Source organism: Winogradskyella haliclonae (assembly GCF_014635865.1).
Lineage (GTDB): Bacteria > Bacteroidota > Bacteroidia > Flavobacteriales > Flavobacteriaceae > Winogradskyella > Winogradskyella haliclonae.
Window position 1 is genome coordinate 1 of record NZ_BMDQ01000010.1, and the last position, 2,101, is coordinate 2,101.

General features: G+C 39.6%; 1 protein-coding gene. It reads left to right on the forward strand.

What is annotated here, in order from left to right; all coding sequences use genetic code 11:
* On the forward strand, positions 1–2,101 hold a 2,101-nt coding region (locus tag IEV10_RS14280; protein WP_188375414.1), incomplete at both ends, for a SprB repeat-containing protein.

Genomic DNA, 2,101 nt, shown 5'->3' on the forward strand with positions numbered 1-2,101 from the left:
CGTATAACTATACCATTACTGACGCTAACGGATGTACTGAAACAGCTAGCGCTACTATTGCTGCTGCTCCTTCTGATGTAACAGCTAATGCAACAGTAGCTTCTAATGTATCGTGCTTCGGTTTTTCTGACGGGTCTATTACAATCAGCTTTGCTGGTGGAACTAGTCCTTATGATATTTCTGGTGACTTTACTGCTACAGATGTAACTACTGACCAAACTCATTCTGGTCTTGCTGCTGGTACGTATAACTATACCATTACTGACGCTAACGGATGTACTGAAACAGCTAGCGCTACTATTACTCAACCTGATGCTGAACTTACTGTACAAGCTACTAGTACAAACTTACTATGTAACGGAGATAATTCAGGATCTATTGATTTAACTGTTGCTGGTGGAACATTGCCATACACTTATGCTTGGTCTAATGGTGCTAACACAGAGGATATTTCTGGTTTAGCAGCAGATAGCTATAATGTTATTGTTACTGATGGGAATGGGTGTACTGCAACATTATCTACTCCGGTGCAAATTACTCAGCCAGAGGTCATAAGCATAGAGTTAACAAAAACGAATGCGAATGCAACTTTAGGATGTGCTAATGGTACAGCTACTGCGACTCCTTCTGGAGGTACTGGAGCTTATACCTATTTATGGAGCGATGGTCAAACAACACAAACAGCCACTAACCTTTCTGGAGATATTACTGGAGGTACTCAATATTCCGTTACAGTAACTGATGCTAATGGCTGTACTGCGGTACAAAGTGTCGTAATCAACTGTGTAAGTGACTGTGATGCCGTAATAGCTGTTGTTGGTGATATAGACAACATACTATGTAAAGGAGATAGTACTGGAAACGCCACTGTGTCTGCAAGTTCTATAGCAAATCCAAATGCTACATTTACTTTTGTTTGGAGCCCTGCAATACCAGCGGCCAATCAAAATGATACCAATACAACAAGTTCTATCTCTAATTTACCTGCTGGTGTATATACAGTTAGCGTCACTATTGACGGTACGGTATGTTCTCCTGTTGAAGAAAGTATTACAATTACTGAGCCATCTACAGCTATTAGTGTTACAGCGACATCTACAGATGAAACTGGACCTACTACTAATGATGGAACTGTAACTGCAAATCCATCTGGAGGAACACCAGGTTATACATACTTATGGTCTCCTGGCGGAGCAACGACTCAAACTGTAACTGGTTTAAGTGACGGTAACTATACAGTTGTTGTAACGGACTTAAATGGTTGTACTGCTACGACTACTGTTACCGTAAATGATGGTGACTGTAGAAACCTTTCTGCTGTGGCTTCTTCTACACCTGTATCATGTAATGGAGGAAATGACGGAACTGCTACCGTTAATGTAACTGGTGGTTTAGGTAACTTTACTTATTTATGGAGTAATGGTGAAACTACACAATCTATATCTAATTTAGTAGCTGGTACTTATACGGTTACTGTTAGTGATATCGATACTGGCTGTGATTCTGTAAGCTCTACTACTGTAAATGAACCAACTGCTTTAAGTACCGGAATAGCAGTAACAGATGTAGCTTGCCATGGAGAAAATACTGGTTCTTTAGATTTAACAGTTAATGGTGGAACCACAGATTATACTTTCTTATGGTCAAATGGAGAAACTACTGAAGATATTACGAACCTTCCTGCAGGAAATTACTCTGTAACTATTACTGATGCTAATGGATGTACTATTACTGATAGTGCAACTGTTGAACAACCTGATGCAGCTTTATCTGCTAGTATTACTTCTCAAACTGATATCGTTTGTTCTGCTACTGGAAGTGTAACAGTTGAGGCGCAAGATGGAACCGCTCCTTATACATATAACATTGATGGTGGCGCCAACCAAAATAATGGCACGTTTAATGATTTATTGGCTGGTACTTACACTGTAAATGTTATTGATGCTAACTTATGTACAACTACTGTTGAAGTTACGATTCTGGCAAATTGTATAACTGCTATCAATGATATCAATGATACATTTGTCAATACTCCAGTATCTGGTGATGTAGGTACTAATGACTTAAACCCTGATGGGCCTGCTGGTACAGAAACATTCAC